We start from the raw sequence: 23,278 nt of genomic DNA, 5'->3' as shown, positions 1-23,278 counted from the left end.
CGCGATCGGGGAGGGGCTGCGGGCGGCGGCGGCTCAGGTCTCGGTGCCGCCCACCGTCATGCGGTCCATGCGCAGATGCGGCTGGCCGACGCCGACCGGCACGCCCTGGCCGTTCTTGCCGCACATGCCGATGCCGGTATCCAGCGCCACGTCGTTGCCGACCATCGAGACCCGGTGCATCGCCTCCGGGCCGTTGCCGATCAGCATGGCGCCCTTCACCGGCTCGGCGACCTTGCCGTCGCGGATGCGGTAGGCCTCGGTGCAGCCGAAGACGAACTTGCCCGAGGTGATGTCGACCTGCCCGCCGCCGAAGGAGACGGCATAGATGCCGTCCTTCACCGAGGACAGGATCTCCTCCGGCGTGTGCGGGCCGTCCAGCATCATCGTGTTGGTCATGCGCGGCATCGGCACATGGGCATAGGACTGGCGCCGGCCGTTGCCGGTGGAGGCCATGCCCATCAGCCGGCCGTTCTGGCGGTCCTGCATGTAGCCGACCAGCTTGCCGTCCTCGATCAGCACCGTGCGGTTCGACGGCGTGCCCTCGTCGTCGATGGTCAGCGAGCCGCGGCGCTCGGCGACGGTCCCGTCGTCGACCACGGTGATTCCCTTCGCGGCGACCTGCTGGCCCATCAGGCCGGAGAAGGCCGAGGTCTTCTTGCGATTGAAGTCGCCTTCCAGCCCGTGGCCGACCGCCTCGTGCAGCATGACGCCCGGCCAGCCCGAGGCCAGCACGATGTCGAAGGTGCCGGCGGGCGCTGCGACCGCCCGCAGATTGACGCGGGCCTGGGCGATCGCCTTGTCGGCGATGGCCTGCCAGTTCTCGGTGACGAAGAATTCGGAAAAGCCGGTCCGCCCGCCGGCGCCGAATGAACCCGACTCCTGCCGGTCGCCTTCGCCGCAGACGACGGAGACGTTGATGCGCACGAGCGGGCGCACATCCTTCACCAGCCGGCCGTCGGCGCGCAGGATCTCGACATTCTGCCATTGCGAGCCGAGCGTGACGGAGACCTGGCGCACGTCGTCGCCCTGGCCGCGCAGATAGGCGTCGATGTCCTGGAGCAGCCTGACCTTCGCCTCGAAGCCGGGCGAGGGGATCGGGTTCTCGTCGCCATAGACCTTGTGGTTGGTGCCGGCCGGCGCCTCGGCATAGGTGCCATTGCGGCCGGTCTTCACGGCGGAGACAGCCTGTGCGGCGCGCTTCAGCGCGGCATCGGAGAAATCGCCGGCATGGGCGTAGCCGACGGCCTCGCCGGCGACCGCCCTCAGGCCGAAGCCCTGGTCGGTGGAGAAATTGCCGGCCTTCAGCCGGCCATTGTCGAAGACCAGCGATTCCGATTCGCGGTATTCGAGGAACAGCTCGCCATCATCGGCACCGGACAGGGTTTCCCCGAGAATCGCGTCGATCTCGGCGCGTGAGATGTCGAAGCGCTCGATCAGCGACGCGGACATGGCAGGACTCCTCTGGCAACAGGCCCCGCAGATAAGCGTCGCGGCGCCGCCTGCCAACAGGGGCGCCGCGTGACGCGTTCGGCGACGGTCCGCGCCGGGGGCAAACCGTGTCTCCCGAGGCGTCAGGGGAGGGCGGCGAAGCCGTCCGCGAAGCCGTTGAGGTCGACCGGGATGCCGATGCCCTGTTCGGGGGTCTGGAAGACGATGAAGGTGGCGGTGGCGCCGCCCGACAGCGTTTTCAGCAGTTCGTCGGCGAGGATCACCTCGGCGTAGCAGCCGTCGTCGAAGCAGCGCACGAACTGCGCGCGGCCGATATCCTTGCCGTCGACATAAAGGCCGAGACCGTTCGGCAGGAGAATGCCCAGCGGCGCCAGGACGCGCAGGATCCGGGCCTGCTGGTCGGCCGTCTTCAGGGCAACGATCGACAGGCCGATCTCGGGACGGTCCTCGGCGACGACGTTCTGCAGCAGCGCGCACTGGTCGCCCGAGGCGCCCGCCGGTTGGTCGCAGACGATGGCCCAGGCGCCGTGCTGGGACTTGACGGTGCCGGTCGCGCCGGACTGGGCGAAGGCCGGGTGAAGGCTGGCGGCGCAAAGGGCGAGGGCCGCAGCCGCCGTCTGAAGGGTTCTGATCATCGGGTCATCCGGTTCGAGACTGGATTGGAATGTGCCGGCGTTATACCAAACAAATGGTTACCGGACAGCGTCCGTCGAACAGAAGGGGCCGGAGCGGCGGCGAACGGGCCCGGTCGCGGCAATGCGAATCGTCCGCGCGGCGATGCCGTGGAGGCGCCGGAATGCTGGTCCCGGCGCAAAAATGCCGCAAGCTTGCGATGGTTCTAAGATGTTGCGGCGCGCCGGGTTTCGTGGTTTTAAGCGGCGAGCCGAAGATTCTTCCGATTTCGCGGGATGCCGGTGCTGGCGCCGGATGGCGGCAGGCGCTATTCGTCCCCGAAACGCCGGTTCCCACCACTGACGCACGAGCGCGCAGGGAGACAATGCGAGTGAAACGATCGATCTTTGCCGCGATGGCATCCATGGGGACTGCCGGTTCGGCTGTCGCACAGGAGAGTGACCTGCTTCCGGGTCAGCCGCACCCCTGGCAGATGGGCCTGCAGGAAGCGCTGTCCCCCATCGAGGCGCAGATCCACTGGTTCAGCGACTACACGCTCGCCTTCATCATTCCGATCACCATCCTGGTCGCCGTGCTTCTGGCCTGGGTGGTGTTCCGCTATCGCGCTTCGCGCAACCCGGTCCCGTCGCGTACCAGCCACAACACCATGATCGAGGTGGTCTGGACGCTCGCCCCGGTGATCGTTCTTCTCTTCCTGGCGGTGCCGTCCTTCCAGCTTCTGACGGCGCAGTACAATCCGCCGAGCGAGCCGGAGCTCACCGTCAAGGCGACCGGCTACCAGTGGTACTGGGGTTACGAGTACCAGCCGTCCGAAGTGTCGGCCGAAGCGGAGGCCGAGCCGGTCTCCTTCGAATCCTATCCGCTGATCGAGGATGATCGCGACGCGAGCGGCAAGGCCGATCGCAACGTCTATCCGCACCTGCTCGCCGTCGACAACGAGATGGTCGTGCCGGTCGATACCGTCATCCGCCTGATCTCGACTTCGGGCGACGTTATCCATTCCTTCGCCCTGCCGTCGCTGGGCGTGAAGGTCGATGCCGTGCCGGGCCGCCTCAACGAATACTGGTTCGAGGCGCAGCGCGAGGGCATCTTCTACGGCCAGTGCTCCGAGCTCTGCGGCCAGGCTCACTACAACATGCCGATCGCCGTGCGCGTCGTGTCAAAGGAGCAGTTCGCCGCGTGGTACTCCGCCGCGTCGGGCAGCCTCGAGGACGCCAATGCACAGCTGACGGCGCGGATCCAGTCCGGCGACTCCGTCGCCGTGGCCGGCCGCTAACACGAACAGGGTTTGAGGGAGCTCGATATGGCATATGGTGCCACTCACGATGCCCACGACGCGCACATGCCGTCCGGCTGGCGGCGTTGGGTCTATTCGACCAACCACAAGGACATCGGGACGCTCTACCTGATCTTCTCGATCTGCGCGGGCATCATCGGCGGCGCGCTGTCGATCGCCATGCGCATGGAGCTTCAGGAGCCGGGTCTGCAGATCTTTGGCGACCCGCAGCTCTACAACGTGTTCACGACGGGCCACGGCCTGATCATGATCTTCTTCATGGTCATGCCGGCGCTGATCGGCGGCTTTGCCAACTGGATGGTGCCGATCATGATCGGCGCGCCGGACATGGCGTTCCCGCGGCTGAACAACATCTCCTTCTGGCTGCTCGCCTTCTCCTTCCCGCTGCTGATCCTGTCGATGTTCGTCGAGGGTGCGCCGGGTTCGAACGGTGCCGGCACGGGCTGGACGATGTATCCGCCGCTGTCGACCTCGGGTCACCCCGGGCCGGCCGTCGATCTGGCGATCTTCTCGCTGCACGTGGCGGGCGCCTCGTCGATCCTCGGTGCGATCAACTTCATCACCACGATCCTGAACATGCGCGCTCCCGGCATGACGCTGCACAAGATGCCGCTGTTCGCCTGGTCCGTGCTGGTGACGGCGTTCCTGCTGCTGCTCTCGCTCCCGGTTCTGGCCGGCGCGATCACCATGCTTCTGACCGACCGCAATTTCGGCACGACGTTCTTCTCGCCGGCCGGCGGTGGTGACCCGATCCTGTACCAGCACCTGTTCTGGTTCTTCGGCCACCCGGAAGTGTACATCCTGATCCTGCCGGGCTTCGGCATCATCAGCCACATCATCTCGACCTTCTCCAAGAAGCCGGTCTTCGGCTATCTCGGCATGGCCTACGCCATGGTCGCGATCGGTGTCGTCGGCTTCGTCGTGTGGGCGCACCACATGTACACCACCGGCATCTCGCTCAACACGCAGCGCTACTTCGTCTTCGCGACGATGGTCATCGCGGTTCCCACCGGCATCAAGATCTTCTCCTGGATCGCGACGATGTGGGGCGGCTCGCTGAGCTTCAAGACGCCGATGCTCTGGGCGATCGGCTTCATCTTCCTGTTCACCGTCGGCGGTGTGACGGGTGTGAAGCTGGCCAATGCCGGCATGGACCGTGTGCTGCACGACACCTATTACGTCGTCGCCCACTTCCACTACGTGCTGTCGCTGGGGGCGGTGTTCGCGATCTTCGCGGCCTGGTACTACTGGTTCCCGAAGATGTCCGGCTACATGTACAACGAGACGATCGGCAAGTTGCACTTCTGGCTGACCTTCGTGGGCGTGAACATCGTGTTCTTCCCGCAGCATTTCCTGGGTGCAGCCGGCATGCCCCGCCGCTATGTCGACTATCCGGAAGCGTACGCCGGCTGGAACTACGTGTCCTCGATGGGCTCCTATCTTTCGGGCTTCGCCGTGCTGGTGTTCCTGTACGGTGTCTTCGAGGCCTTCTCCAAGAAGCGCATTGCCGGTCCGAGCCCGTGGGGCGAGGGTGCGACGACGCTGGAATGGCAGCTGCCTTCGCCGCCGCCGTACCACCAGTGGGAAGAGCTGCCGCGGGTCCGCTGAGACCCATCGCAGGCGGTCTCCCGCACATCAATCGGCATCCCGGATCCCCGTATCCGGGATGCCTGATCGTCTGACGGTTCCGCAGTCCGGGAGCCGCGACTGCAAGCCACGGCGCAGCATCCCGACGGATGTGGAACAAGGCCGATGGCAGAACGACGCAACGGTTCGCATGACGGCCGGCCCCAGGCGGGGCCAGGATCGCGCCGAACGGGTTCGAGGTTCGACTTGACGCTTCTCGACGCAAATCACACCAACGCGATGCCGGCGATCAGCCTGGCGGAGCCGCGTGACTACATCGCCCTCTTGAAGCCGCGGGTGATGTCGCTCGTGGTGCTGACCGCGATCACCGGCATGGCGCTGGCGCCCGGCGCCATCCACCCGACGCTGGCGGTGATCTCGATCCTGTCGATCGCCATCGGGGCAGGCGCCTCGGGCGCGCTGAACATGTGGTACGATTCCGACATCGACGCGGTGATGACGCGCACCGCCAACCGGCCGATCCCGGCAGGCCGCATCGACCGCGAAGCGGCGCTTGCCTTCGGCCTGATCCTGTCGCTGCTGGCCGTCTCCATGCTGGGACTGGCGTCCAACTGGTTCGCCGCCGGGCTCCTGGCCTTCACCATCTTCTTCTACGCCGTGATCTACACGATGGGTCTGAAGCGCTCGACGCCGCAGAACATCGTCATCGGCGGTGCGGCCGGGGCGTTTCCGCCGATGGTCGGCTGGGCTGCCGTGACCGGTGGCGTGTCGATCGAGAGCATCGTCCTGTTCCTGATCATCTTCCTCTGGACCCCGCCGCATTTCTGGGCGCTGGCCATGTTCAAGCTGAAGGATTACGGCAGCGTCGGCGTGCCGATGCTTCCGAACGTCGCCGGCGAGCGGGCGACGCGCCTGCAGATCTTCCTCTATTCGCTGGTCCTCGTGCCGGTCGGGGTCGCCCCCTGGCTGCTCGGCTTTGCCGGGCCGGTCTATGGTGTCGCCTCGGTGCTGCTCGGCGCGAACTTCCTGCGCCACGCCTATGCGACGTTCCGGATGCCGGACGGCGACGAGAAGATGCTGCCGGCCAAGAAGCTGTTCGCCTTCTCGATCGTCTATCTCTTCGCGCTCTTCGTGATCCTGCTCGGCGAAGCCGTCGCACGGTCGCTGCTGCCGGCGGGGTGGTACTGAGATGGACGATGATCGCATCCGCCTGACCGAGGCGCAGCAGCGCGCCCGGCGCAATCGCTCCATCGCCATCGGCGTCGTTTTGATCTCGCTGGTGGTGATCTTCTATTTCGTCACTCTCGCGAAGCTGTCGACATGACCGACACCCAGCCCAACGCATCCGCGCAGCCGGCACGGCGCCGCGGCCTCGTCATTGCCGTTGCCTGCGCCGCCTTCGCGGTGGGCATGGTCGGCGCCGCCTACGCCTCGGTGCCGCTCTACTACCTGTTCTGCCAGGTCACCGGCTATGGCGGCACCACCCAGCGCGCCGAGACCGCGCCGAGCCAGGTGATCGACCGGACGGTGCTGGTGCGCTTCGACGGCAATGTCGCGCCGGGGCTGCCTTGGAAGTTCGGTCCGAACGACCGCGAGGTCACCGTCAAGCTGGGCGAGACCCGCGAGACCAGCTTCCACGTCAAGAACCTCTCGGACAAGCCGGTGCGGGCCCAGGCGACCTTCAACGTCACCCCGGTGGCCGCTGGCGTCTACTTCAACAAGATCGCCTGCTTCTGCTTCGACAACCAGACCCTGCAGCCGGGCGAAGAGATCGACATGCCGATCGTCTTCTATGTCGATGCCGACATGCTGGAGGCCGAGGAGCTCAAGGACGCACCGGGGATCACCCTGTCCTACACCTTCTTCCCGCTCGACGAAGCGGAGGCCCCGGTGGCCGCCAGCAAGGGCGAGACGACGAGAACACCGACGACCGATCAACTCTAGAGAGCCGCGAGCGATCGCGGTGACTGTCGAAAACACCAATCAGATGCTGGAGTTGCCGAGCGAGTTTCGCTAAGCAGACCGCAGGGCATTCAGAAGAGACCGGGGACCCGCGATGGCCGACACGCACGCCAAGCATGACTATCACATCATCGATCCGAGCCCGTGGCCGTTCCTAGCCTCGGCCGGGGCCTTCATCATGATGATCGGTCTCGTCGGCTTCATGCGCTATGCGGCGGGCGGCCAGTTCGTCATGTTCGGCGTCGATCTCGCCGGCCCGTGGATCTTCTATCTCGGCCTCGCGCTGGTTCTCTACGTCATGTATGCGTGGTGGTCTGACACCATCAAGGAAAGCCAGGAAGGCGCGCATACCCGCGTCGTCTCGCTGCACCTGCGCTACGGCATGATCATGTTCATCGCCTCGGAGGTGATGTTCTTCGTGGCATGGTTCTGGGCCTTCTTCGACGCCAGCCTGTTCCCGAACGAGGCGATCCAGGCGGCCCGCACCGAGGTGCTGGGCGGTCAATGGCCGCCGCAGGGCATCGAGGTTCTCGACCCGCTGCATCTGCCGCTGTTCAACACGGTCACGCTGCTCCTGTCGGGCACGACCGTCACCTGGGCGCACCATGCGCTGCTGCACAACGACCGCAAGGGCCTGATCTGGGGCCTCACGCTGACCGTCGTGCTCGGCGTGATCTTCTCCTACGTCCAGTATTACGAATACGCTCACGCGCCCTTCGCCTTCGGCGGCTCGATCTACGGCTCGACCTTCTACATGGCGACCGGCTTCCACGGCTTCCACGTCCTGGTCGGCACGATCTTCCTGGCCGTCTGCCTGCTGCGCGCCATGAAGGGCCACTTCACCCCGCAGAAGCATTTCGGCTTCGAGGCGGCGGCCTGGTACTGGCACTTCGTCGACGTCGTCTGGCTGTTCCTCTTCTTCTGCATCTATATCTGGGGCAGCTGGGGCGCCGCGATCCACGTCGAATAGGCGGCGGACAAACGGAAATTGCGAGGGCGGCGCAGCGATGTGCCGCCTTCTTCGTTTTGAGGACCATGCGCGCGCCGCGGGCTGCACGACGGGTCCCGGCCGGCCATGACGGAGTGAGCATTTGAGCGAGACAGGCGGACGCCCTCAGAGAGCAGCCGACCCGGTGAAGGCCGGGGTCCTCGGTCGCTGCCCGCGCTGCGGCGAGGGCAAGCTGTTCGCCGGCTTCCTGACGGTGGCGCCGCGCTGCGCGAACTGCGACCTCGACTACAGCTTCATCGATTCGGGCGACGGCCCCGCGGTCTTCGTGATCCTCATCGTCGGTTTCATCGTCGTCGGCATGGCCCTGTGGGTGGAGGTTGCCTTCGATCCGCCGCTCTGGGTGCATTTCCTCCTGTGGCTGCCGCTGATCCTAGGGCTGGCCCTGCCGCTTCTGCGCGCTCTGAAGGGCCTGATGATTGCCATGCAGTATCGCCACAACGCCTCGGAAGGCCGGCTTCGCGATGACGTCTGATTCCACATCGTCCATCGACGCAGGCGGCGCCGGATATGTTCCCCGGCGCATGTCGCGGGGCAAGTTCTGGTTCGCGCTCCTCGCCTGCCTCGTCGGGATCGCGATCCTCCTCGGGCTGGGCTCGTGGCAGGTCGAGCGGATGCAGTGGAAGCAGGCGATGCTGGAGCGCATCGACGCCCGGATCCATGCCGAGCCGATCGATCTGGAAGCCCTGCGCACCCGCTTCGCCGACTCCGGCGACGTGGACTACACGCCGGTGACCGTCACCGGGCGGTTCCTGCATGAGGGCGAGCGCTTCATGCTCACCACCTTCGAGGGCAAGCCCGGCTGGAACGTCTTCACGCCGCTGCTCACCGATCCCGACGCCGTCGTCTTCGTCAATCGCGGCTACGTGCCCTACGAGATGCGTGATCCGGCCAGCCGTGCCGAGGGGCAGAATGAGGGCGTCGTGTCGGTCACGGGGCTTGCCCGCGATGCACCGCGCGAGACGCCGGGCTATTTCGTGCCGGACAACGAGCCGGGCAACGACACCTTCTTCTGGCGCGACATCGACGCCATGGCCGGAGGGCTGGCGCTGGATTCCGGCGTCACGGTGCTGCCGTTCTTCGTCGATGCCAAGCGGGCCGAGACGCCGGACGGTGGGCCCATCGGCGGCACGACCGTCATCGACATCCCCAACAATCACCTGCAATACGCCATCACCTGGTACGGGCTGGCGCTGGTGCTGATCGTCATGACCGGGATGCTGATCGTCGGCGACCGCCGCGCCGCCAGGCGCGAAGCCAACTGAGGCGCGCCGCCGGCGGTGATGTGCCGGCGGCGTCCTTCGCGGCCCATCGTCTGCGTGCCGCAATGCTGCGCCACAAGCGCCGCGAGGCTTGACACCCATGCGTCGCATCCCTTCATTCGGCGCGACATTCGCCCTGCCGAACAGCCCGGAGCTCTTCTTGTCCGCAACAGCCACCAAACCGAAGCTGACGATCCGCATGTGTGAGCCGCGCGGCTTCTGCGCCGGCGTCGACCGGGCCATCCAGATTGTCGTGCTGGCGCTGAAGAAATACGGCGCGCCGGTCTATGTGCGGCACGAGATCGTCCACAATCGCTATGTCGTGGAAGGGCTGCGCAGCAAGGGCGCAGTCTTCGTCGAGGAGCTGGATTCGGTCCCCGATGACGGCCAGCCGGTGGTGTTCTCGGCCCATGGCGTGCCGAAGTCGGTGCCGGCCGCCGCCGAAGCCCGCGACCTGCTCTATCTCGACGCCACCTGTCCGCTGGTCTCCAAGGTTCACAAGCAGGCCATGCGCCACACGCGGCTCGGGCGCCATGTGCTGCTGATCGGCCATCGCGGCCATCCGGAGGTCATCGGCACGATGGGGCAGTTGCCCGAGGGCAGCGTCACGCTGATCGAGACCGAGGCCGACGCGGCCGCCTATGTGCCGGCCGATCCGGAGGCGCTGGGCTTCGTGACCCAGACCACCCTCTCGGTCGGCGACACCGCGGGGATCATCGCGGTGTTGCAGGCGCGGTTCCCGCAGATGCAGGCGCCCTCGTCGGAATCGATCTGCTACGCCACGACCAACCGCCAGGACGCCGTGAAGGCGGCAGCTCCCGGCGCCGACCTGTTCCTGATCGTCGGCGCACCGAATTCGTCGAATTCGCTCCGCCTCGTCGAGGTCGCCGAGCGCTCCGGCGCGATGCAGGGCGCGCTGGTGGAGGGGCCGCAGGACCTGCCCTGGGACTGCGTGAAGCCCGGCGGGGTGGTGGCGATGTCGGCCGGAGCCTCGGCGCCCGAGATCCTCGTCGACGCCATCGTCGATTCCTTCCGCGACCGCTACGACGTGACCATCGAGCTCGTGCGCACGGCGGAGGAGAACGAGAACTTCCCGGTGATGCGCAGCCTGCGCCAGACGCCGCTGACGCCCGTCGACATGGCCTTCGTCAACGGGCAGGGCTGACCATGGCTGTCTATACGGACGTCTCCGAGCCGCAGCTCGCCGACTTCATCGGCGCCTACGACATCGGCGAACTGCTGAGCTACAAGGGCATCGCCGAGGGGGTGGAGAATTCCAACTTCCTGCTGCGCACCACGGCGGGCACCTACATCCTCACGCTGTACGAGAAGCGGGTGAACCGGTCGGACCTGCCGTTCTTCGTCGGGCTGATGGAGCATCTGGCCGAGCGGGGCCTGTCCTGTCCGCTGCCGGTGCACACGCGCGGCGGCGAGTCTCTTGGCGAATTGTCGGGCCGCCCGGCGGCGATCTTCACCTTTCTCGAAGGCATGTGGACCCGCCGTCCCGCGCCCCAGCATTGCCGCGCCGTCGGCGCAGCGCTGGCCGGCATGCACGGCAAGGCCGCCGACTTCCCGCTGCACCGGCGCAACGGCCTCGCCGTTGCCGACTGGCGGCCGCTGTTCGAAAGCTGCGGCGACCGGGTCGACGGCATCGAGGCGGGGCTCGCCGCCGAGATCGGCGCGGAGCTCGATTTCGTCGAGGCGAACTGGCCGGCCGATCTGCCGAAAGGCGTCATCCACGCCGATCTCTTCCCCGACAACGTCTTCTTCCTGTCGGGCGAATTGTCCGGCCTGATCGACTTCTATTTCGCCTGCAACGACCTTCTCGCCTACGATCTGGCGATCGCCGTCTGCGCCTGGTGCTTCGAGCAGGACGGCAGCTTCAACATCACCAAGGGCCGGGCGCTGATTGGCGGCTATGCCAGCGTGCGTCCGCTGAGCGCGGCGGAGCTGGCGGCCTTGCCGGTGCTGTGCCGGGGGGCGGCGCTGCGCTTCCTGCTGACCCGGCTCTACGACTGGCTGACCGTGCCGGACGATTCCTTCGTGACCAAGAAGGACCCGATGGAATATCTCGGCAAGCTGCGCTTCCACCGGTCGGTGAAGAGCGTCTCGGACTATGGCTATGACGACGAGCGGGTGACGGCATGAGCGCCGAGGGACGGGTCGAGATCCACACCGACGGCGCCTGTTCGGGCAATCCGGGACCGGGCGGCTGGGGCGCGATCCTGCGCTTCAACGGCAACGAGAAGGAACTGAAGGGCGGCGAGGAGCACACCACCAACAACCGGATGGAGCTGCTCGCGGTGATCCAGGCGCTGACGGCCCTGAAGCGGTCCTGCCCGGTCGATATCTATTCCGACTCGCAATATATGCGCGACGGCATCACCAAGTGGATCCACGGCTGGAAGCGCAACGGCTGGAAGACCGCCGACAAGAAGCCGGTGAAGAACGCCGAGCTCTGGCAGAAGCTGGAGGAGGAGAAGGGGCGCCACGACGTCACCTTCCACTGGGTGAAAGGCCATGCCGGCGACGAGATGAACGAGCGCGCCGACCAGCTGGCCCGCGACGGCATGGAGCCGTTCAAGCGTCGCAAGCGCAGCGCATAGGCGCGATTTCGAAAGTCCGCGCCCGTCCCCGCAGCACTGGCCGCGGGGACGGAATATTCCGGATCAGAGCTGCTCGAGAACGGCCTCGGCGGTCGAGCGCTCGGCCTGGCCCGGCGATTCCTCGACGTTCAGCGACTTCACGACGCCGTCCTCGACGATCATCGAATAGCGCTTGGAGCGCAGGCCGAGGCCGGCGACCGAGAGGTCGATGTCGAGGCCGAGGGCCTTGGTGAACTCGCCATTGCCGTCGGACAGGAACAGGATCTTGCCGGCCGCGTCGTTGGCCTTCTCCCAGGCGCCCATGACGAAGATGTCGTTGACCGCGACGACGGCGATGGTGTCGACGCCCTTGGCGCGGATCTCGTCATTGTGGGTCAGGAAGCCCGGCAGGTGATTCATCGAGCAGGTCGGCGTGAAGGCGCCGGGCACGGCGAACAGCACGACCTTCTTGCCGGCGAAGATCTCGTCGGTGGACAGGTCTGCCGGACCGTCGGAGGTCTTGGTCTTCAGTGTCGCGTTCGGAAGCTTGTCGCCGATACCGATGGTCATCTGGTCGTTCCCTTCGTGAAATGCGTGGCGTTACGGCCCGGCGCCATATGAGGCGAGGCGGAGGGCTTTGTCGAGCCGTTCAGCCGGGCGTGTCGGCGGTGACCGGTACCGCATCGGCGGCAAAGTCGCCGCGCGTGCCGGTGACCACCATGTCGACCGTCGCCGGCCCGGCCATCGCACCGCGCGGGCGCCCGACGACGGGCACGCGGAATTCGAGACTGTCGCCATTGCGCTCCGGCGTTGCGGGCTCGTCGAAATACCAGCCGTCCGGCCCGCGCACGAAGAGATCGGCGTCCTGCGCGTCGAGCACCGTCTCCACGGCGACGGTCAGCACGTCGCCGCCGGTGGGCAGAACGGCCGAACTGATCCGCCCGAGCGGGCCGTCGCGGGCGGGCAGGGCGGCGAAGGTCGCCTCGACGGTCTCGGTCGCTGCCGCATCGCCGGTGTCGGCCGCAAGCTCCGCCTGCACCGGAATGCAGATGTCCTGGCACACGCCGATGGCGAGGCTGGCGGTCACCGTGTCGAGCGTGGTGCCGGGCCGCGGGGTCAGTGCGTAGCCGATGGCGACGGCGTTCTCGTAGCCATTGGCGCGGGCAATGCCTTCGCCGAAGCGCAGCGGCGCGGGAAATTTCAGATCGGCGGCCGCCAGATTGTCCGTGGCCGTGAAGTCGATGTGCGGCGGGATGCCCGAGGCGCCCGGATCGAGCCAGTAGGTGTGCCACCCCGGCGCGAGATCGACCAGCAGCGCGCCGCGAACCGTGCCGTCCGGCGCGGCCTCACCGGCAACGAGGCGCAGCGTCACCTGCTCGCTAGCATAGGTCGATGCCGGCCCTGCCTGGGCCGCTGCCGCTCCCATCGCCATCGCGGCGAGGCCGCCGGCGATCCGCGCAATCCATCTCATCTGCGGTGTCCTCTGCCCTGAAACGATCTGCGGCGCATGGCCCGCACCGCCATCGTGGTTAGCGCGGGCAAGGGCTGCTGGCCATTCAACAAGCCGCGACGCCGACCGGCAAATCGGGCCGCCCCGCGAGCTCTGGTTTTGACATCGCCGCGATGCCATCTATCGTGAAAGCCCCGCAAGCATCTGGATGCCATGGATCTCGAAACCGAAATCGGCAGAAATTCGACCGACTCTTCCCTGGAAGGGCATTTCCTCATCGCCATGCCGGGCATGGGCGACGAGCGCTTCGCGCGCGCCGTGATCTATGTCTGCGCCCATTCGCCGAGCGGCGCGATGGGCTTCATCATCAACAAGCCGCAGCCGGTCGGCTTCGGCGAACTCCTGACCCAGCTCGGCATCGTCGCCAGCGAGCGCGATATCCGGATGCCCAGATCGGGACAGGAGATCTGCGTCTGCATGGGCGGGCCGGTGGAGAAGGGGCGGGGCTTCGTCCTGCATTCGGACGACTACGATTCCGAATCCACCGTGGCCGTCGCCGACAACATCTCGCTGACCCCGACCATCGACATCCTCAAGGCGATCTCGAAGGGCGTCGGGCCGACGACGGCGATCATGGCGCTCGGCTATGCCGGCTGGTCGCCGGGCCAGCTCGAGAGCGAGATTGCGGCCAATGGCTGGCTGACCTGCAAGGCCGATCTCGACATCGTCTTCGACGTCGAGCTGGACAGCAAATACGACCGCGCGCTGGGCCTGCTGGGCATCGAGCCGGCGTTCCTGGCCAGCGAGGCCGGTCACGCCTGAGCCGGGCGCGCCCTAGCTGGCGCGCTTCAGGCCGACCGCCCGGTCGTCGAGGATCTTGCGCACCTGATCGGAGCCGAGCGGCGGCGAGAACTTGAAGCTCTGGGCGAATTCGCAGCCGAGCTGGCGCAGCTGCATGACGTCGGCATCGCTCTCGATCCCCTCCGCCACGACCTTCAGCCCCAGATCGTGGGCCATGGTGACGATCGAATGCAGGATGATCGGCCGCTGCGGCTGGCTGTTGTTCTTCAGGAAGGACTGGTCGATCTTCAGCGTGTCGAAGGGAAAGCCCATCAGATAGGCGAGCGACGAATAGCCGGTGCCGAAATCGTCCAGCGACAGGCCGACGCCGAGCGCCTTCAGGCGGGTCAGGAGCTGGGCGGAACGCTCCGGATTGTCCATCACCAGCGATTCCGTCAGCTCCAGCTTGAGGCTGTTCGGCGAGATCCGGTAGCGCTCGATGACGGTCTTCACGTCGCCAATCAGATCCTGGCGGATGAGCTGGCGGCTGGAGATGTTGACCGAGACGAAGAGGTTCTCGTCGCCGGTCATGCGCTGCCAGTCGCCGAGCCGGCGGCAGGCCTCCTCCAGCGCGAACTGGCCGAGCTGGACGATCAGGCCGGTGCTTTCGGCGATCGGCACGAATTCCGCCGGCGAAATCGCGCCGCGCCGCGGATGCTCCCAGCGCAACAGCGCCTCGAAGCCGGCGATGTCTTCGGTCTCCAGCGTGACGATCGGCTGGAAGGCAAGCGACAGCTCGTTGCGCTCGAAGGCCCGGCGCAGATCCGATTCCAGCTCCAGGCGGCCATAGCCGACGCTGCGATAGGCCGGCCGGAACGGCTCGATGCTGTCGCCGCCATTGCGCTTGGCCTGGTACATGGCCAGCTCGGCTTCCTTGAGCGCCTCGTCCGAGGTCGAGGCATCGGTCCAGCCGGTGAGGCCGATCGAACCGGTCAGGACGATCTCGCGATTGGCGAACGCGATCGGCGCCTTGATGGCGTTGCGCAGGCCCTCGGCGAAATCGGCCACCGCGGTGACCTCTGTCTCCGACAGGAGGATCAGGCCGAACTGGTCGCTGCCGAGCCGGGCCAGCGAATCCTGCGGCTTCAACAGGCGCTTCAGGCGGCGCCCGATGGTCAGGAGGATGGTGTCGCCGGTGGCGATGCCGAAATCGTCGTTGACCTGTTTGAAGCGGTCGAGGTCGATGACGATGATCGTCGGCTGCACGTCGGCCCGCGTCATGGCGAGGACACCGATGGCTTCCAGCCGGTCGCGGAACAATTCGCGGTTCGGGAGACCGGTCAGCTGATCGTGCAGCGCGTCGTGCAGCAGCCGTTCCTCGGCCTTCTTGGCATCGGTGACGTCCTTGAGCGTGCCGACGCAGCGCACCACCTCGCCGTCGCTGCCCAGCACCGGGCGGGCGCGCAGCGAGACCCAGTGATAATGGCCATCCTCGTCGCGCAGACGGAAATCCTGGATGATGCGGCCGCGGCGATGTTCGAGGATCGTGTCGAGCGTCACCTTGAAGCGGTCGCGGTCGTCCGGATGCAGGACCGGCAGCCAGTCGCGCGCCGGCCCGTTCATGGTGCCGACCGGCATGCCGGCCAGGGTGTCGCCGTCGGCGCCGGCAAAGATGCGGTCGCGGCTGACGTCCCAGTCGAAGATCGCGTCGCCGGTGCCGGCGAGCGCCAGCGAGCGACGCTCCAGATCCGACAGGAGCCCCTGCGCGAAGCCGCCGCCGGCAAAGGCGTGCTGCATGACCGTGAAGCCGATCAGGAGGACGATGAGCACCAGGCCGCCGCCCAGCGCCGGCTGGATGATGTCGTTGTCAATGCGGCCGGTCACGGTGGACCAGCCGGCGAACACCCACAGGATGACGAGGCACCAGGTGGGGATCAGCATGATCGCCCGGTCGGAGCGCTGCACGGCGAGCGTGCCGATGATGCCGAGGCCGAGGGCGGCCGTCGCGGCCAGCGAGATGCGGGCGATGCCCGAGGCGACCACCGGGTCGAAGGCGGCGACGACGCCGACCGTGCCCAGCGCCGCCAGCCACATGATGGTGAAGATCGACAGCACGCCGTGCCAGCGATTGAGATTGAGATAGGCGAAGAGGAACAGGACCAGCGTGAAGGCGAGCGACACTTCGGTGCCGGCTCGCCAGACCCGTTCCTGCCCGGGCAGGATCGGCACCAGTTTCTGCCAGAAGTCGAAGTCGATGCAGATATAGGCCAGCACCGCCCAGGCGAGCGACGCGGTGGCGGGGAACATCGCCGATCCCTTGACGACGAACAGGATGGTCAGGAACACCGCCAGCAGGCCGGCAATGCCGAGGACGATGCCGCGATAGAGCGTGAAGGCGTTGACCGTATCCTTGTAGGCGTTCGGCTCCCACAGCCGCAGATCCGGTAGGTTCGGCGAGGCCAGTTCGGCGACGAAGGTGACGATCGCGCCGGGGTCGAGGGTCACCAGGAAGACGTCGGCATCGGTGCTCGGCTGGCGCTCCAGCGCAAAGCCCTGGCTGGGCGTGATCGAGGCGATGCGCTGCGAGCCGAGATCGGGCCAGACGACGCCGGAGCCCACCAGCCGGAAATGCGGGGCGACGACGAGCCGGTCGATCTGCTTGTCGGTGTTGTTGGCGAGCGCGAACACGGCCCAGTCGCCGGAAGCCTGGGCCGACTGCGCCTCGATCTCGATGCGGCGCACGATGCCGTCGGCGCCGGGGACGGTCGCGACCTGGAAGGCGCGGCCCTTGCCGCGATAGACGTCGACGGCGGGCAGCATGTCGATGGCGGTGTCGCCGCGCGAGATGCTGACGGCTTCGAGCGCCAGGGACGGCGGCGCCGAGACGGCGAGCGCAACGAGGACGAAGGCCAGCGACAGGATCCACCGCGCGGCCAGACCGATCGGCCCGACGCCGCTTTTCCGATTGCTGATGGCTTTCGCCTTCACGTTGTGCCCCGACCTTGCATTCCGACTCATCCCCGCCCGCGCTTCGCGTTTATTGCACCACGGCCGCGCCCATGCGAGCCCTGGGCTGCGAAGACGACCATTCTTCGGCCAGAAGCGAATAGAGATAATGGTCTTCCCAGCGTCCGGCGATCTTCAGATAGCTTCGCAGATGACCCTCGCGGACGAAACCGCATTTCTCCAGAAGCCCGATGGAGCGCTTGTTGCGCGGCAGGCAGGCGGCCTCGATCCGGTGCAGGCGGTGCACGTCGAAGGCGAACAGCTTCATCTGCTCCACCGCCCGCGCCATCAGGCCGGCGCCGGCATGGCGCTCGCCCATCCAGTAGCCGAGCGTGCCCGACTGGGCGACGCCGCGCCGGATCTGGCTGAGCGTCGTGCCGCCATAGAGCGTGCGGCCGGAGGCGTCGAACAGGAAGAAGGTGTAGCTGACGCCGTCGCGCGCATCGTGCGCATAGCGGCGCAGGCGCTGGCGATAGGCCTCCCACGACAATTCGTCCGCGGCCCAGAGCGGCTCCCAGGGTTTCAGGAAATTGCGGCTTTCGCCGCGCAGGTCCCGCCACGCCGCATAGTCGCTGCGCCGGGGCATGCGCAGAAGGATGCCCTCGCCGTGCAGCGCGGGGACGGGCGGCCCGGCGAGATGCTCCAGGATCCTCATCGGCGGATCAGTGGCTGGTCGCGAGCCTCGCCTCGGCGCCGGACGACGCGCCGGCAAGCCGTTCGGCAAGGACGTCGCGGCTCGGCAGACGGGACACCGGTCCGATGGCGGCGAGGGTGGGCACGGTGCCCACGAACGTACGCTCGGCGAGATCGGCGAGCCGCGGCGCGGTGATCGCCTCGAGCCGCGCGATCAGTTCCTCATTGGTGATGGTCGCGCCGTTGAACAGCATCTGCCGGGCGATCTGCGCCGCGCGGGCGGCCGGGCTTTCCTGCGACATCAGCAGGCTGGCGCGCATCTGCGCCCGGGCCCGGTTGACTTCGGGCTCGGAGATGCCGGCCGCGGCCCGCGTCAGCTCGTCGGCGATCACCGGCGCCAGTTCCGCCAGCTCCTCCTCGCCGGTCGCAGCATGGATGCCGAAGATGCCGGAATCGGAGAAGCTCCAGTGGAAGGCGTAGATCGCGTAGCACAGGCCCCGGCGCTCGCGGATCTCCTGGAAGAGCCGCGAGGACATGCCGCCGCCGAGGATCAGCGACAGCACCTGCGAGGCGTAGAAGTCGCGGGCGTAATAGGCGCGCCCCTCGAAGCCGAGCACCATCTGCGCGTCCATCAGGTCGCGCTCCTGGCGGAACTCGCCGCCCGTATAGGACGCCGCCTGGCGCGGCGAGGATTCCAGCGGCAGCGGCGACACGGAGGCCGTTCCGCCGAAGGCCGCCTCGATCTGGTCGACGATGGCGCGGTGTGACACGGCGCCGGCCGCCGAGACGATCATCTTGTCGGGCGAATAGTGCCGGGCGAGATAGCCGCGCAGATCGTCGGGCGAGAACGACTTCACCGTCTCGCGGGTGCCCAGGATTGGCCGGCCGATGATCTGCTGGCGAAAGGCCGCTTCCTGGAAATGGTCGAAGACGATGTCGTCGGGCGTGTCTTCCGCCGCGCCGATCTCCTGCAGGATGACCTGCTGTTCGCGTTCCAGCTCCTGCTCGTCGAAGCGCGAATCGATCAGGATGTCGGTCAGGATGTCGAGCGCCAGCGGCACGTCGTTCTTCAGGACGCGAGCATAGTAGGAGGTGGTCTCGACGCTGGTGGCGGCGTTCATCTCGCCGCCGACATCTTCGATCTCCTCGGCAATCTGCCGGGCGCTGCGCCGGCTCGTCCCCTTGAACGCCATATGCTCCAGAAGATGGGCGATGCCATGCTCCCGGGGCGCCTCGTCGCGGGCGCCGGCCTTCACCCAGATGCCGAGACAGGCGCTCTCCAGATGCGGCATCGTCTCGGTCGCAATGGTCAGTCCGTTGGAAAGTCTGGTGACCTCGACGCTCATGCTTCGGCTCCCTGGTCGACGGCGCGCGTGCGCGCGAGGATGTAGGATTCCACGGAGCCAATCTCGTTCGGCAGGCGATCCATGGTCTCGCGCTTCTGCATCAGGTCGCCGTGGCTGGGCGGCAATGCGGGGGTGATCTGGACGGCCTTCTCGATCGCGTCCGGGAACTTCGCCGGATGGGCGGTGCCGAGCGTGATCATCGCCTCGCGGCCGAGCCGGCTCTCCGCCACGCCGACGCCGACGGCGGTGTGCGGATCGAGGAGATAGGCCGTGCCGGTGAGGGTGCGGCGGATGATGTCGGCGGTCTCGGCCTGGTCCGTCGCGCCGGCATCGAATTCGGCCCGGATCGCCGCCAGAACCGCCTCGGGCAGGGTGAAGGAGCCGGACTGGGCCAGCTGCTGCATCAGGCCGCGCACCATGTCGCCGTCGCGTCCGCTCGCCTCGAAGATCAGTCGCTCGAAATTCGACGACACCTGGATGTCCATCGAGGGCGAGGTGGTGGCGTGGACGCCGGTGGTCTCGTAGCGGCCGCGATCGAGCGTGCGCACGAGGATGTCGTTCTCGTTGGTGGCGATCACCAGCCGCTCGACCGGCAGGCCCATGCGCTTGGCGGCGTAGCCGGCGAAGATGTCGCCGAAATTGCCGGTCGGCACGGTGAAGGAGACGGCCCGCTCGGGCGCGCCGAGGCTCGCGGCGGCGGTGAAGTAATAGACGATCTGGGCCATGATCCGGCCCCAGTTGATCGAGTTCACGCCCGACAGCGCCGCCTTCTGGCGGAAGGCGGCGTGATTGAACATCGCCTTCACCAGCGCCTGGCAGTCGTCGAAGGTGCCGTCGACGGCGACCGCATGGACGTTGTCCGCCCCCGAGGTCGTCATCTGGCGCTGCTGCACCGGCGAGACGCGGCCATGCGGGAACAGGATGAACATGTCGGTGCGCTGGCTGGCGGCGAAGGCCGCGATGGCGGCGCCGCCCGTGTCGCCCGAGGTGGCGCCGACGATGGTGGCGCGGCGGCCGCGCTGGGCGAGGACATGGTCCATCAGCCGGGCGATGAGCTGCATCGCCACGTCCTTGAAGGCCAGGGTCGGGCCGTGGAAGAGCTCCAGCACGAAATGCGACGGGCCGAGCTGGACGAGGGGGGCGACGGCCGGATGCGGGAAGGTCGCATAGGCCTCGTCGACCATGCGCTTCAGATCGTCCGGGGCGATGTCCTCGCCGACGTAGGGCAGGAGGATCTCGAAGGCGACTTCGGCATAGGGCCGGCCGGCGAATCCGCGGATCGTTTCCGCCGAGATCTGCGGCCAGGTCTCCGGGAGATACAGCCCGCCGTCATTCGCGAGACCTGCCAGAAGTGTGTCGGCAAAACCGAGGACAGGAGCCTCTCCCCGCGAACTCACATATCTCACTTCGTCTCCACTTCGCTTCGGACCGGGATCGCTCCCGGCATTCTGTTCGGCCGCGAGCGCACCGTGTGCCGGTCGGCGCTCCGCCATGTTCCGCTGTCGGTCGCCTAACCGACGGGCGGCTGATATAGAACGGCGCGCCACGATAACGGAAGGACCGAGCGATGCATATGGTAGTGCCCCCCATAGCGACCAATGGTGAACGCAACGCCATCGACGAGGGCATTTCCGTGCAGGGTCCCGGCACCGCGATCAGCCGCCGTCTTCCCGCGCTGCGCCGGCTGGCCGGTGGCCTCGCCCTCGGCGGTGCGCTGGCACTGCTTTCTGCCTGCAATTCCACCACCCCCAAGGCCGATCTCGGCGATGCCGGGGCGCTGGCCATTCCGCCGTCCTCGGTCACCGCGTCGAGCCAGTTCGACCAGGGCGGCGAGGCCCGCTACTGCCCGAAGGTGACCCTTCGCGAAGGCACCGCGATCCTGCGCAAGACCATCGGCTCCGAGGTCGACTACGTCGCCAACATCGCCGAGACGACCCGCGACTGCCGCATCGTCGACGGCAAGCTCCTGATGAAGATCGGCGTCCTCGGCCGCATCACCCCCGGGGCCGTAGCCCAGGACCGCAGCGTGCGCCTGCCGATCCGCGTCGCGGTTCTGCGCGGCAACGACGTGGTCTATTCCGAGCTCGGCCAGCAGACCGTCGCAATCACCCGCAATGGCGGCGCCCAGACCTTCACCTATGTCGACGAGTCGGTGCTGATCGACCCGGCGCCGACCGCCGGCATCGTGATCTTCGCCGGCTTCGACGAGGGCGCGCCGGAATAGCGCGCCTGCCGTTCAGGCGTCCTGCCAGCTGACAAAGGCGTCGACGACGGCGGGAAAGTCCGCAAGCCGACTGATCACCGTCTCGGCGCCCGCCTCGGTCAGGGCGTCGGCATGGCCCGGAAAGCTGTGGCCGGCGCCGGTGAAGCCGACGACGCGGCAGCCCGCGGCGACGGCCGCGGTCACGCCATGGACCGAATCCTCGATGACGATGGCGGCCTGCGGCGCCACGCCGAACTGCTCGCAGGCATGGACGAACACGTCCGGCGCCGGCTTGACCTTCTGCGTGCCGACCTCGGGCGCGCTGAAGACATGCGGGAAGAAATAGTCCCACAGCCCGACATGCTCGAGCTCCAGCTCGAGACGCTGCGACGACGAGTTCGAGCAGATGCAGCGCGGCAGGGTAAGCTGGTCGAGCGCCATGCGGGCGCCGGCGATCTCCTCCACGTCGGATTCCAGCCGCCGGTCCACCTCGGCATTGACGCGGGTGACGAGATCCTCGGGGAAGCTGCGGCCCAGCTCGTCCGACAGGCGCTTCAGGATCATCGGCCAGGTCAGCCCGGCAAAGCGGATGGCGAGTTCGCCGGCATCGATCTCGACGCCGTGCTCGGCGAGGATCTCGGCCTGCACCTGCGCGGCGATCACCTCCGAATCGACGAGGACACCGTCGCAGTCGAAGATCACGAGCAGGGGTTCGGACATGGGGGGCTCCGAAGAAAGTTTTTGGCGAAGGGGCGACGGCGCGAAGGCCGACTGCGTCGAAGGTTGCGCGGGGCGCAGATGGTGCGAGGGGTCCGGTAGCACGAGCACGAGGGCGCGACAAAGGCAGGATTTCACCGATTGTTTACGTCGTTCGGTAACCATGACGTCGGTTCAATGTCCTGCGTAGTCCGGTGGTGAAGATGGCTTACAAGCGTTCCGCGTCCCTCAAGGTGGTTAATTGCGAAGCGGAAAAACCCGCCTGGCTGGACCGGATACACAAGGGGCACTGCGTGTCGCAGATGGCCGCGCTGCCCGAGAATTCGGTCGACGTGATCTTCGCCGACCCGCCCTACAATCTGCAGCTTGGCGGCGATCTGCACCGGCCCGACCAGTCCAAGGTCGATGCGGTGGACGATCACTGGGACCAGTTCGAGAGCTTCCAGGCCTATGACGCCTTCACCCGCGCCTGGCTCCTGGCCGCGCGCCGGGTGCTCAAGCCGAACGGCACGATCTGGGTGATCGGCTCGTATCACAACATCTTCCGTGTCGGCGCGATGATGCAGGATCTGGGCTTCTGGATGCTGAACGACGTCGTGTGGCGCAAGACCAACCCGATGCCGAACTTCCGCGGCCGCCGGTTCCAGAACGCCCACGAGACGATGATCTGGGCGTCGCGCGACGCCAATGCCAAGGGCTACACCTTCAATTACGACGCCATGAAGTCGGCCAATGACGACGTGCAGATGCGCTCGGACTGGCTGTTCCCGATCTGCTCGGGCGGCGAGCGGCTGAAGGATGCCGAGGGCCGCAAGACGCATCCGACCCAGAAGCCGGAAGCGCTGCTCGCCCGCGTGCTCCTGTCCTCGACCAAGCCCGGCGACGTGGTGCTCGACCCGTTCTTCGGCACCGGCACGACCGGCGCCGTCGCCAAGCGTCTCGGCCGCCACTATGTCGGCATCGAGCGTGAGGACGTCTATATCGAGGCGGCCGAAGCCCGCATCGCCGCGGTGGAAGCGCTCGACCCGGCGGTGCTCAAGGTCTCGGCCGGCAAGCGCGCCGAGCCGCGCATTCCCTTTGCCAGCCTCCTGGAAGCCGGGCTGGTGAAGCCGGGCACCGAGCTGACCGACGCCAAGCGCCGCTGGACGGCGCGGGTGCGGGCCGACGGCACCATCGCCATTGGCGAGGACGCAGCCTCGATCCACCGCATCGGCGCCAAGGTGCAGGGGCTCGACGCCTGCAATGGCTGGACCTTCTGGCACATCGATTCCAAGAAGGGCCTGACCCCGATCGATACGCTGCGCCAGACCATGCGCGAACAGATGGCCGTCGAGGCGGTCTGACCGCCTTCGGACCGCTATT

General features: G+C 67.1%; 23 protein-coding genes. 14 read left to right on the top strand and 9 right to left on the bottom strand.

What is annotated here, in order from left to right; translation table 11 throughout:
• Window positions 1–33: 33 nt before the first annotated feature.
• Together tldD and N7I30_RS02715 are read right to left on the bottom strand one after the other, a co-directional pair.
• Window positions 34–1,449: a metalloprotease TldD gene (gene tldD, locus N7I30_RS02720; protein WP_498636524.1), complete on the bottom strand. Its 1,416-nt coding sequence runs from the start codon at window positions 1,447–1,449 to the stop codon at window positions 34–36.
• Window positions 1,450–1,571: 122 nt separating this feature from the next.
• Window positions 1,572–2,084, bottom strand: a complete 513-nt coding sequence (locus N7I30_RS02715; RefSeq protein WP_009210621.1) for an invasion associated locus B family protein — start codon at window positions 2,082–2,084, stop codon at window positions 1,572–1,574.
• A gap of 368 nt (window positions 2,085–2,452) precedes the next feature.
• On the opposite strand from N7I30_RS02715, the gene coxB reads away from it, so the two are divergent.
• From coxB to rnhA, 11 genes are all read left to right on the top strand, one after another.
• Window positions 2,453–3,358, top strand: coding sequence for a cytochrome c oxidase subunit II (gene coxB, locus N7I30_RS02710; protein WP_024349986.1), 906 nt, complete (start codon window positions 2,453–2,455; stop codon window positions 3,356–3,358).
• Window positions 3,359–3,385: 27 nt separating this feature from the next.
• Entirely contained in the window at window positions 3,386–4,987 is a 1,602-nt protein-coding gene (gene ctaD / locus N7I30_RS02705; RefSeq protein WP_024349987.1) for a cytochrome c oxidase subunit I, read from the top strand.
• Between the two features lie 258 nt (window positions 4,988–5,245).
• The gene (locus N7I30_RS02700; RefSeq protein WP_498637110.1) at window positions 5,246–6,154 is read left to right on the top strand and encodes a heme o synthase; all 909 of its coding nucleotides are present in this window, start codon (window positions 5,246–5,248) and stop codon (window positions 6,152–6,154) included.
• 1 nt (window position 6,155) lies between these two features.
• Entirely contained in the window at window positions 6,156–6,290 is a 135-nt protein-coding gene (locus tag N7I30_RS02695) for a cytochrome c oxidase system small membrane protein (protein ID WP_266102103.1), read from the top strand.
• The gene (locus N7I30_RS02690; protein ID WP_024349990.1) at window positions 6,287–6,910 is read left to right on the top strand and encodes a cytochrome c oxidase assembly protein; all 624 of its coding nucleotides are present in this window, start codon (window positions 6,287–6,289) and stop codon (window positions 6,908–6,910) included. Before N7I30_RS02695 ends, N7I30_RS02690 begins: the two co-directional genes overlap by 4 nt.
• A gap of 112 nt (window positions 6,911–7,022) precedes the next feature.
• Window positions 7,023–7,898, top strand: coding sequence for a cytochrome c oxidase subunit 3 (locus N7I30_RS02685; protein ID WP_498636521.1), 876 nt, complete (start codon window positions 7,023–7,025; stop codon window positions 7,896–7,898).
• A gap of 121 nt (window positions 7,899–8,019) precedes the next feature.
• Window positions 8,020–8,409, top strand: coding sequence for a DUF983 domain-containing protein (locus N7I30_RS02680; RefSeq protein WP_498636519.1), 390 nt, complete (start codon window positions 8,020–8,022; stop codon window positions 8,407–8,409).
• 49 nt (window positions 8,410–8,458) lie between these two features.
• Complete coding sequence (locus N7I30_RS02675; RefSeq protein WP_498636517.1) at window positions 8,459–9,199, top strand: SURF1 family protein; 741 nt, start codon at window positions 8,459–8,461, stop codon at window positions 9,197–9,199.
• Window positions 9,200–9,395: 196 nt separating this feature from the next.
• Window positions 9,396–10,361: a 4-hydroxy-3-methylbut-2-enyl diphosphate reductase gene (gene ispH, locus N7I30_RS02670; RefSeq protein ID WP_498637108.1), complete on the top strand. Its 966-nt coding sequence runs from the start codon at window positions 9,396–9,398 to the stop codon at window positions 10,359–10,361.
• A gap of 2 nt (window positions 10,362–10,363) precedes the next feature.
• Window positions 10,364–11,344, top strand: coding sequence for a homoserine kinase (locus N7I30_RS02665; RefSeq protein ID WP_498636515.1), 981 nt, complete (start codon window positions 10,364–10,366; stop codon window positions 11,342–11,344).
• Complete coding sequence (gene rnhA / locus N7I30_RS02660; RefSeq protein WP_024349996.1) at window positions 11,341–11,802, top strand: ribonuclease HI; 462 nt, start codon at window positions 11,341–11,343, stop codon at window positions 11,800–11,802. The genes N7I30_RS02665 and rnhA overlap by 4 nt, the downstream gene beginning before the upstream one ends.
• A 63-nt stretch (window positions 11,803–11,865) precedes the next feature.
• Here rnhA and N7I30_RS02655 read toward each other — a convergent pair whose 3' ends face one another.
• Together N7I30_RS02655 and N7I30_RS02650 are read right to left on the bottom strand one after the other, a co-directional pair.
• Window positions 11,866–12,351, bottom strand: a complete 486-nt coding sequence (locus N7I30_RS02655; RefSeq protein WP_024349997.1) for a peroxiredoxin — start codon at window positions 12,349–12,351, stop codon at window positions 11,866–11,868.
• 79 nt (window positions 12,352–12,430) lie between these two features.
• Window positions 12,431–13,252 carry a protein-disulfide reductase DsbD domain-containing protein gene (locus N7I30_RS02650; RefSeq protein WP_498636512.1) on the bottom strand — a complete coding sequence of 274 codons (822 nt, stop codon included), beginning with the start codon at window positions 13,250–13,252 and terminating at the stop codon, window positions 12,431–12,433.
• Window positions 13,253–13,444: 192 nt separating this feature from the next.
• Between N7I30_RS02650 and N7I30_RS02645 the strand changes: the two genes are divergently transcribed.
• Entirely contained in the window at window positions 13,445–14,053 is a 609-nt protein-coding gene (locus tag N7I30_RS02645) for a YqgE/AlgH family protein (RefSeq protein ID WP_187391307.1), read from the top strand.
• Between the two features lie 12 nt (window positions 14,054–14,065).
• On the opposite strand, the gene N7I30_RS02640 is transcribed toward N7I30_RS02645, so the two are convergent.
• The 4 genes from N7I30_RS02640 to thrC are packed head-to-tail and all read right to left on the bottom strand — an operon-like array spanning window position 14,066 to window position 20,402.
• Window positions 14,066–16,999 carry an EAL domain-containing protein gene (locus N7I30_RS02640; protein ID WP_498636510.1) on the bottom strand — a complete coding sequence of 978 codons (2,934 nt, stop codon included), beginning with the start codon at window positions 16,997–16,999 and terminating at the stop codon, window positions 14,066–14,068.
• Between the two features lie 49 nt (window positions 17,000–17,048).
• Window positions 17,049–17,672, bottom strand: a complete 624-nt coding sequence (locus tag N7I30_RS02635) for a GNAT family N-acetyltransferase (protein ID WP_188075814.1) — start codon at window positions 17,670–17,672, stop codon at window positions 17,049–17,051.
• Between the two features lie 7 nt (window positions 17,673–17,679).
• Entirely contained in the window at window positions 17,680–18,996 is a 1,317-nt protein-coding gene (locus N7I30_RS02630; RefSeq protein WP_498636508.1) for a M16 family metallopeptidase, read from the bottom strand.
• A complete protein-coding gene (gene thrC / locus N7I30_RS02625; RefSeq protein WP_498636506.1) occupies window positions 18,993–20,402 on the bottom strand; it encodes a threonine synthase in 1,410 nt (469 codons plus the stop codon). The genes N7I30_RS02630 and thrC overlap by 4 nt, the downstream gene beginning before the upstream one ends.
• 161 nt (window positions 20,403–20,563) lie before the next feature.
• On the opposite strand from thrC, the gene N7I30_RS02620 reads away from it, so the two are divergent.
• Window positions 20,564–21,220 (top strand): hypothetical protein, encoded by a 657-nt coding sequence (locus tag N7I30_RS02620; protein ID WP_498636504.1) that lies wholly within the window; start codon window positions 20,564–20,566, stop codon window positions 21,218–21,220.
• A gap of 12 nt (window positions 21,221–21,232) precedes the next feature.
• Here N7I30_RS02620 and N7I30_RS02615 read toward each other — a convergent pair whose 3' ends face one another.
• A complete protein-coding gene (locus N7I30_RS02615; RefSeq protein ID WP_188075810.1) occupies window positions 21,233–21,919 on the bottom strand; it encodes an HAD family hydrolase in 687 nt (228 codons plus the stop codon).
• A gap of 200 nt (window positions 21,920–22,119) precedes the next feature.
• On the opposite strand from N7I30_RS02615, the gene N7I30_RS02610 reads away from it, so the two are divergent.
• Window positions 22,120–23,259 carry a site-specific DNA-methyltransferase gene (locus N7I30_RS02610; protein WP_187391302.1) on the top strand — a complete coding sequence of 380 codons (1,140 nt, stop codon included), beginning with the start codon at window positions 22,120–22,122 and terminating at the stop codon, window positions 23,257–23,259.
• The last annotated feature ends 19 nt before the right edge of the window (window positions 23,260–23,278 follow it).

Origin of the sequence: Aurantimonas litoralis (assembly GCF_026153195.1) — a bacterium.
Taxonomy (GTDB): Bacteria; Pseudomonadota; Alphaproteobacteria; order Rhizobiales; family Rhizobiaceae; genus Aurantimonas; species Aurantimonas coralicida.
This window is presented reverse-complemented; position numbering and strand designations above follow the sequence as displayed.

Bases quoted from the DNA above. Each gene is read 5' to 3' on its own strand.
- tldD (WP_498636524.1), bottom strand. From the start codon at position 1,449: ATGTCCGCGTCGCTGATCGAGCGCTTCGACATCTCACGCGCCGAGATC.
- N7I30_RS02715 (WP_009210621.1), bottom strand. From the start codon at position 2,084: ATGATCAGAACCCTTCAGACGGCGGCTGCGGCCCTCGCCCTTTGCGCC.
- ctaD (WP_024349987.1), top strand. From the start codon at position 3,386: ATGGCATATGGTGCCACTCACGATGCCCACGACGCGCACATGCCGTCC.
- N7I30_RS02700 (WP_498637110.1), top strand. From the start codon at position 5,246: ATGCCGGCGATCAGCCTGGCGGAGCCGCGTGACTACATCGCCCTCTTG.
- N7I30_RS02695 (WP_266102103.1), top strand. From the start codon at position 6,156: ATGGACGATGATCGCATCCGCCTGACCGAGGCGCAGCAGCGCGCCCGG.
- N7I30_RS02690 (WP_024349990.1), top strand. From the start codon at position 6,287: ATGACCGACACCCAGCCCAACGCATCCGCGCAGCCGGCACGGCGCCGC.
- N7I30_RS02685 (WP_498636521.1), top strand. From the start codon at position 7,023: ATGGCCGACACGCACGCCAAGCATGACTATCACATCATCGATCCGAGC.
- N7I30_RS02675 (WP_498636517.1), top strand. From the start codon at position 8,459: ATGTCGCGGGGCAAGTTCTGGTTCGCGCTCCTCGCCTGCCTCGTCGGG.
- ispH (WP_498637108.1), top strand. From the start codon at position 9,396: ATGTGTGAGCCGCGCGGCTTCTGCGCCGGCGTCGACCGGGCCATCCAG.
- N7I30_RS02665 (WP_498636515.1), top strand. From the start codon at position 10,364: ATGGCTGTCTATACGGACGTCTCCGAGCCGCAGCTCGCCGACTTCATC.
- rnhA (WP_024349996.1), top strand. From the start codon at position 11,341: ATGAGCGCCGAGGGACGGGTCGAGATCCACACCGACGGCGCCTGTTCG.
- N7I30_RS02655 (WP_024349997.1), bottom strand. From the start codon at position 12,351: ATGACCATCGGTATCGGCGACAAGCTTCCGAACGCGACACTGAAGACC.
- N7I30_RS02650 (WP_498636512.1), bottom strand. From the start codon at position 13,252: ATGAGATGGATTGCGCGGATCGCCGGCGGCCTCGCCGCGATGGCGATG.
- N7I30_RS02645 (WP_187391307.1), top strand. From the start codon at position 13,445: ATGGATCTCGAAACCGAAATCGGCAGAAATTCGACCGACTCTTCCCTG.
- N7I30_RS02635 (WP_188075814.1), bottom strand. From the start codon at position 17,672: ATGAGGATCCTGGAGCATCTCGCCGGGCCGCCCGTCCCCGCGCTGCAC.
- N7I30_RS02630 (WP_498636508.1), bottom strand. From the start codon at position 18,996: ATGAGCGTCGAGGTCACCAGACTTTCCAACGGACTGACCATTGCGACC.
- N7I30_RS02620 (WP_498636504.1), top strand. From the start codon at position 20,564: ATGCATATGGTAGTGCCCCCCATAGCGACCAATGGTGAACGCAACGCC.
- N7I30_RS02615 (WP_188075810.1), bottom strand. From the start codon at position 21,919: ATGTCCGAACCCCTGCTCGTGATCTTCGACTGCGACGGTGTCCTCGTC.
- N7I30_RS02610 (WP_187391302.1), top strand. From the start codon at position 22,120: ATGGCTTACAAGCGTTCCGCGTCCCTCAAGGTGGTTAATTGCGAAGCG.